The organism is Microbacterium resistens NBRC 103078, assembly GCF_001552355.1.
Lineage (GTDB): Bacteria > Actinomycetota > Actinomycetes > Actinomycetales > Microbacteriaceae > Microbacterium > Microbacterium resistens.
Genome location: NZ_BCRA01000080.1, coordinates 19,824 through 27,291 on the forward strand (window position 1 = coordinate 19,824; position 7,468 = coordinate 27,291).

Here is a 7,468-nt window from a genome sequence, read left to right on the forward strand (position 1 = left end):
GGGAACCCACGAGTCGTCCGCGGGAGGCTGCGGTCACCGCGTCAGCCACAGCGACGGAGCCGGGGAAGAGGGAGGAGACAGAAGAGAGACGGAGGAGTGGAAGGACGCGGCGGCGGGATGCCCGGGACCACTCAGCCTGTTCATCCCTGACATCCCGCCGCCGCGGGTCTGTGTCCGCCGCGCGGAGGCCTCGCCCCGCGCGGCGGTCGCCTCAGCTCGACACGGCGGCGAGCCGGTGGCGCAGTGCCGCGAGCTCTGTGTTGAGCGCGGCGGGGAGGTGGTCCCCGAAGGTGGCGAAGAACTCCTCGGTGGACTCGGCCTCACGGCTCCACGACGCGGGGTCCACGGCGAACAGCTCGTCGAGGTCCTCCGCGGTCACGTCCGCGCCGTCGAGGTTCAGGTCCTCGATCCGCGGCAGACGGCCGATCGGGCTGTCGACGGCGGTGACGTCGCCTTCGATGCGACGGATGATCCAGTCGAGCACACGGGCGTTGTCCCCGAATCCCGGCCAGAGGAAGCGCCCGTCCACGCCCCGGCGGAACCAGTTCACCTGGAAGATGCGGGGCAGGCGGTCGAAACGGACCGAACGCCCGACCTTGAGCCAGTGCGCGAAGTAGTCGCCCATGTTGTATCCGCAGAAGGGGAGCATCGCGAACGGGTCGCGGCGCAGCTCCCCGACAGTGCCCTCCGCGGCGGCGGTCCGCTCTGACGAGATCGTGGCTCCGAGGAAGACGCCGTGGCTCCAGTCGGTGGCCTCGACGATCAGGGGGACGTTGGTGGCACGACGCCCGCCGAACAGGATGACGTCGAGCGGGACCGACTCCTCCCAGTCGTCGGAGATCTGCGGGCACTGCGCCGCCGAGACCGTGAACCGCGAGTTCGGGTGGGCCGCGGGCCGACCGGAGTCCGGCGTCCAGGGCTGACCCTGCCAGTCGATGAGCTCGGCCGGCGCCTCGTCGGTGAGCCCCTCCCACCACACGTCGCCGTCCGGGCGGAGGGCCACGTTGGTGAAGATCGTGTTGCCCCACAGGGTCTCGACCGCGGTCACGTTCGTGGACTCGCCGGTGCCCGGCGCGACGCCGAAGAACCCGGCCTCGGGGTTGATCGCCCACAGGCGCCCGTCCTCGCCCGGACGGATCCAGGTGATGTCGTCGCCGAGGGTCTCGACCTTCCAACCCGGGATCGTCGGACGCAGCATCGCGAGATTCGTCTTGCCGCACGCCGACGGGAACGCCGCGGCCACGTGGTACGCCTTGCTCTCCGGGGAGATCACCCGGATCAGCAGCATGTGCTCGGCGAGCCAGCCCTCGTCGCGGGCGATCACGGAGGCGATGCGCAGCGCGAAGCACTTCTTGGCGAGGATCGCGTTGCCGCCGTACCCGGAGCCGTACGAGTAGACCTCGAGCGTGTCCGGGAAGTGCACGATGTACTTCTCGTCGTTGCAGGGCCACTCGACGTCATCCTGCCCCGGCTCCAGCGGTGCGCCCACCGAGTGGACCGTGCGCACCCAGGGGGCGCCGCCGGCGATCTGACGCGTCACGGCGTCGCCGACCCTGGTCATGATCCCGATCGAGACGACCGCGTACGCGCTGTCGGTGATCTGCACGCCGATGTGGGAGAGCGGCCCGCCGACGGCACCCATGGAGAACGGCACGACGTACATCGTCCGACCGCGCATCGACCCTTCGAAGATCTCGGTCATGGTGGCGCGCATCTCGGCGGGGTCGGCCCAGTTGTTCGTGGGCCCGGCGTCCTCCTCTTTCTCGGAGGCGATGAAGGTGCGCGCCTCGGTGCGCGCGACGTCGCTGGGGTGCGAGCGGGCGAGGTACGAGCCCGGGCGCCACTCGGGGTTGAGCTTGATGATCTTGCCCTCGTCCACGAGGCCGCGCAGAAGCGCGTCGTTCTCGGCGCGGGAGCCGTCGACCCAGTGCACGCGGTCGGGCTGCGTCAGCGCGCGGATCTCCTCGACCCACGCGGCCAGCTCGGCGAACGCCGGGGTGTCGTACTCCGGTGCCGCCCCGAACTCCCGGACGGGGGCGACGGGGGAAAGCGTCGGGCGGGACGTCTCGGCGATGACCATGTCTGCTCCTTGTAAGAGGCGGGCGTTGCACCCAGTCTCCGCGCATTTTGTCGGCGTTTTGCACCGATTCTGGTCGTAAGAACACACTTTCTTTCGCTATCATCAAGGAATGCCCTCAGGACTCGAGCTCACCACCCTCGGACACCGCATCCGGCACCACCGCACCAGACAGAGCCTGACTCTCGACGAGCTGGGCGCCGCCGTCGGCGTCGCAGGCTCTCAGCTCAGCCTCATCGAGAACGGCAAGCGCGAGCCCAAGCTGTCGCTGCTTCAGGCGATCGCCGACGCGACGGGCACGGAGGTCTCCGACCTCATCTCCGGCGAGCCCCCGAACCGGCGCGCGGCCCTGGAGATCGAGCTCGATCGTGCGCAGTCCAGCTCGGTGTTCCGCCAGCTGGGCGTCGCCCCCGTCCGTGTGACCAAGGGGATGAGCGACGAGACCATCGAGTCGATCCTGGGCCTGCACCGCGAGCTCCTGCGGCGCGAGCGCGAGGCGATCGCCACTCCGGAGGAGGCACGGCGCGCGAACACCGAGCTGCGCCTGCGGATGCGTGCGCGGGACAACCACCTGCCCGAGATCGAGGCGCTGGCCGAGAAGCAGCTCAAGGCCGCCGGGCACACCTCCGGGGCGCTGACCCACCGCACGGTGAGCATCATGGCCGAGCAGCTCGGCTTCGAGCTGCTGTACGTCGACGACCTCCCCCATTCGACGCGCTCCGTCACCGATCTGGAGAACGGGCGCATCTATCTCCCGCCCGCGTCGATCCCCGGCGGCCACGGTCTGCGCTCGATGGCGCTGCAGGCGATGGCCCATCGTCTCCTCGGCCACACCCCGCCGACGGACTACGCCGACTTCCTCCAGCAGCGGCTCGAGATCAACTACTACGCCGCCTGCTGCCTCATCCCCGAGACCGCGGGCGTCGCGTTCCTCCAGCAGGCGAAGAAGGACCGCAACCTCGCCGTGGAGGACTTCCGGGATGCCTTCGGCGTCACCCATGAGGCCGCGGGCATGCGCATGACGAACCTCATGACGACCCACCTCGGCATGCGGCTGCACTTCCTGCGCGTCGACGAGACGGGCGCCCTCACCCGCGTCTACGAGAACGACGACCTGCCCCTGCCCATGGACGTCACCGGCTCCGTCGAAGGACAGCCGGTCTGCCGGCACTTCTCCGCCCGCGCGGCGTTCTCGCAGCAGAACCGCACGACGGAGCACTACCAGTACACCGACACCCCCTCGGGCACCTACTGGTGCTCCACCCAGACCGGCTCGACCGACGGCGGCGGCTTCTCCATCACCGTGGGCGTGCCCTTCGACGATGCCCGGTGGTGGCGCGGGCGGGAGACCACGCACCGCGCGCAGTCGACCTGCCCGGACGAGTCGTGCTGCCGGCGACCGCCGACGGGCATGGCCCAGCGCTGGCGCGGCAAGGCGTGGCCGAGCGCCCGCGTGCACACGCACATGTTCTCCCCGCTCCCCCGCGGCGCGTTCCCGGGCGTCGACGACAGCGAGGTGTACGCGTTCCTCGACCGGCACGCCGAGGAGTGAGCGCGGCGCGATCGCGCCCGGCTACGGCGGGACCGGTTCCCCGCGCGGCCGGGGCGCGTCTCAGCGGGGTCGGACCGTCAGCGTCTGCGACGACGTGCCGACCGGTCCCGCCTCATCGCTGAGCACGGTCTCGGTGAGCCCGATCCCGTCCGGCCCGAACGACACACGGGTGTCGTAGCCGATCCACTCGCCGACCGGCTCGCGGAGCAGGCTCGCCGTCAGGTCCACGTTGGGATACAGCGCCTCCTCGGGACGGACGCGGGTCGCGATGCCGTTGGCGAAGTCGGCCGCGCCGAGAAGCCGGGCCCGCGCCGACACGGCCTCATCCGGCAGGATCGGGTGCTTCGGCCGCAGCCAGACCTGCGCGCGCCCGGCCTCGGAGGAGGCGCGGACGGCGTCGATCGAGCGGATCGCCCCACCGGGCCAGACGTCCGCCGCCGACCAGGGCTCCAGGCGGTCCCGCGGCGGCATGGCGTCGAAGGTCGTCCCGGCCATCGCTGCGGTGTCGATCGACTGGAGCAGCCAGGCCCGCAGCACCACCGCGGCCCGCCCCGCGTGGGAGAGCGTCGCCTCGACGAGCTCGATCGTCCGCCCGGGCCGCAGCACGCGAGAGCTCACCTCGAACGGCTCCATGGGGATCACCCCGAGGATGTCGTAGCTCGCGCGCGCCAGGTTCAGCGGGGACTGGTCTCCGCGCCGCACGCGGTGGTCGGCCTCGACGAGATGCGCCATCAGCCCGAGGACGGGGGCGATGTGCTGCTCCCGCTCGTTCCAGGCCCCGCCGACGTGCTCGGTGGGCTCGAACTCGGTCGCGGATCGGCGGAGGAAATAGCTCGTCACGAGATCCATCCTGTCAAGGATCGCCGAGGCACCCGTCCCGGCCGCCCTCAGCCGCCGATGAACGCGGCGTAGTGACGCAGGGCGGCGGCCGTCGCCTCGGTGTCGAGCGAGGGATTGAACAGCTCGGCGATCGGCTCCTCTCGATGGCGGCCCACGGCCGCGGAGTGCGACCATGCGCCGACGATCCGCCCGGAGGAGAGCAGGCTCGCCCGGACCATGCCGTTCTTGCCCGGGCCGATCCGGGTGGCGGCGTCCGGATCGGCGACGACGGAGCGGTCCGCGTAGGAGATGTAGTACTCGTCGAACATCGGCAGGGCGAACGTCGCGGCGTCGTCGGCGCCCCGTGCCCGTCGCGGGCGATCCGCTGCGAGGAACACCCCCTCCTCCACCTCCGTCACCCGGGCACGCGCCCGCTCGACGGCCTCCCTCGCCACCCCGAGCGTGAGGCCCGACCACCAGGCGAAGTCGGCCGCCCCCGCCGGACCGTGTCCGTCGATGTAGCGGACGAAGAACTCCGCGAGCGGATCGTCCGGCTCGGCGGCATCGGGGAGATGACCGTCGGCGAGGACGAAGAGCTGCTCGCGGGCGATCGCATCGTCGCGCGCGACCACCGGCCCCTGCACGAGGACGAGGTCCAGGCACAGGGCGCCCAGGATGTGCACCCCGCGCTGGCCCGCCGGATCGATGCCCAGCTCCGTCAGGTCGTCGAAGAGCTGCGCGCGCGTGCGCCCGCCGTCGGCCAGCCGGATGCGGAAGTCGCGCTCCACGCGGGCGAGCAGCTCGCCGTCGATACCGAGCTCACGATGACGCGCCGCCGTCTGTCGCCGCTGGCGCTCGGCGGTGATCCCCAGCATCCAGCGAAGGTCCCCGGCCGGGACGATGTGCAGCGTGCCGCGCATCGGCCACGAGCGCACCAGCTCACCCCGGTCGAACGCCCGATCGACCTGCGCGAGGGTGGCGGATCGGGTGCGGATGCCGAGCGCCCACCGCCCGGCGGCGAACTCCTGCGCCTGCACCGCGAGCATGTGCCGTGCCGCGGCCACCGGGGTGGCCGCGGGGGCGGTCAGGCGATGGGAGCGAAGACGTTCGGACAGCAGGGCGCGCGGCGTCATGAGGCCATGATGCCCGACCCCACCGACAGACGCCGTCCGGGGCGCGTTCCCGGGTTTCGGGGCGGGATTCGGGGCCGATCCACCCCAAGGTGGGCCCCGAAACCCCGGGATGCGCCCCGAAATCCGCCACTCAGCCGGCCAGCGTCACCTCTCGGCGCGCCGGGACGACCACGGGGTGCGAGCCCGCCATGACCTCCAGGACCCGGACGACCTGGCAGGAGTAGCCGTACTCGTTGTCGTACCAGACGTAGAGGACCACGTCCTTGTCGTTCGCGATCGTCGCCAGACCGTCCACGATCCCCGCGCGGTGGGATCCGACGAAGTCCGTCGACACGACCTCCGGCGACTCGACGTAGTCGATCTGCTGGCGCAGCTTCGAGTGCAGCGACACCCGGCGCAGGTAGTCGTTGAGCTCGTCCTTGGTCGCGGGCCGCTCCAGCGACAGGTGCAGGACCGCCAGGGAGACGTCGGGCGTCGGCACGCGGATCGCCGACCCGGTGAGCTTGCCCGCGAGCTCCGGCAGGGCGCGGGCCACGGCCTTGGCGGCGCCGGTCTCGGTGATGACCATGTTCAGCACCGCGGACCGGCCGCGGCGGTCGCCCTTGTGGAAGTTGTCGATGAGGTTCTGGTCGTTCGTGAAGGAGTGCACCGTCTCGACGTGTCCGCGCACGATGCCGTACGCCTCGTCGACGGCCTTGAGCACCGGGGTGATGGCGTTCGTGGTGCACGACGCCGCGGACAGGATCCGGTCCTCGTCCGCGATGTCGGTGTGGTTGATGCCGTGCACGATGTTCTTCAGCGCGCCCTTGCCGGGTGCCGTGAGGAGCACGCGCGCCACTCCGGTCGACCGGAGGTGGCGGCTCAGCTCCTCCTCGTCCCGCCAGCGCCCCGTGTTGTCCACCACGATCGCGTCCCGGATGCCGTAGGCGGTGTAGTCGATCGTGCCGGGATCGTCGGAGTAGATGACCTGGATCCGCGTGCCGTTCGCGATGATCTGCTCGGCCTCCTCGTCCACCGAGACCGAGCCCTCGAAGCGTCCGTGCACCGAGTCACGCAGCAGCAGGGACGCCCGCTTGACGAGGTCGTTCTCGGATCCGCGGCGCACCACGATCGCGCGCAGCCGCAGCCCGTTGCCGCCTCCGGTGTGGGCGATGAGGATCCGCGCGAGCAGGCGTCCGATCCGGCCGAAGCCGTAGAGCACGACGTCCGTGCGCTCGGCGGTCCGCCCGGTGCCCGCGGCGGCGAGCGCGGCGCGGACGTGCGCGCGGAGGTCGCCCCCGGCGGCGGCATGGTCCTCGACGATGCGGGCCACGTCGATCGACGCGGCCTCGGGAGCCAGCTCCCGCAGAGCCTCCAGAACCGCGAGCGTGTCCTCGAGGGCGAGCTCGGCGTGGCCGAGCTGCGCGACACGCTCGTGCACCTCAAGGATCCCGGTGGTGGACAGCCCCAGCAGGCGGTGCCCGTGCAACGACGTCACGACCTCCCGCTCGCGGGTGAGGGCTCCGATGAGCGGGATCATCCGCTCGGCGAGTTCTTCACGGGCCATCCAGTCGTCGCGTCGCGCGGCGAAGTCGTTCATCTGCGTCCTTGCGGGGTGGTCGTGCGCCGGGGTCCGGGCGCGTTCGAAGGCGGGCCGATCGCCCGCCTTTCCAGCGTACGGAGCCGTCGTCGCGCGCCCCGGCCGTTCGCGGACGCAAGAACCCGCATTCCTTTGGCCTCCGCAAGATCGTTCCCGCCGCCCGCCCGGGCGCGCCCGGCCTCAGCCGGACAGCGCCATCACGCCCATGATCGCCGTGGCGATCGCCATCCCCGTCCCCTCCGCCACGAGCAGCCACCGGGCGCGCCTCGCCGGGTCGCCCGCGAGCGCGCCGCGAACGTGGTGCAGGG

General features: G+C 71.5%; 5 protein-coding genes. 1 reads left to right on the top strand and 4 read right to left on the bottom strand.

All coding sequences use genetic code 11. The features are described 5' to 3' along the window. Positions 1–211: 211 nt before the first annotated feature. Complete coding sequence (locus MR1_RS13545) at positions 212–2,080, bottom strand: phosphoenolpyruvate carboxykinase (GTP) (RefSeq protein ID WP_067247801.1); 1,869 nt, start codon at positions 2,078–2,080, stop codon at positions 212–214. A gap of 109 nt (positions 2,081–2,189) precedes the next feature. On the opposite strand from MR1_RS13545, the gene MR1_RS13550 reads away from it, so the two are divergent. Continuing rightward, positions 2,190–3,629: an XRE family transcriptional regulator gene (locus MR1_RS13550; RefSeq protein ID WP_067247805.1), complete on the top strand. Its 1,440-nt coding sequence runs from the start codon at positions 2,190–2,192 to the stop codon at positions 3,627–3,629. 60 nt (positions 3,630–3,689) lie between these two features. Here the strand turns inward: MR1_RS13550 and MR1_RS13555 are convergent, their stop codons facing one another. The 3 genes from MR1_RS13555 to MR1_RS13565 form a co-directional block, all read right to left on the bottom strand. After that, on the bottom strand, positions 3,690–4,478 hold the full coding sequence (locus tag MR1_RS13555) for a thioesterase family protein (protein ID WP_067247810.1): 789 nt from the start codon (positions 4,476–4,478) through the stop codon (positions 3,690–3,692). 38 nt (positions 4,479–4,516) lie between these two features. Beyond that, positions 4,517–5,581, bottom strand: a complete 1,065-nt coding sequence (locus tag MR1_RS13560; RefSeq protein ID WP_067247813.1) for a winged helix DNA-binding domain-containing protein — start codon at positions 5,579–5,581, stop codon at positions 4,517–4,519. A gap of 130 nt (positions 5,582–5,711) precedes the next feature. After that, a complete protein-coding gene (locus MR1_RS13565) occupies positions 5,712–7,160 on the bottom strand; it encodes a glyceraldehyde-3-phosphate dehydrogenase (RefSeq protein ID WP_084344674.1) in 1,449 nt (482 codons plus the stop codon). Positions 7,161–7,468 lie beyond the last annotated feature (308 nt).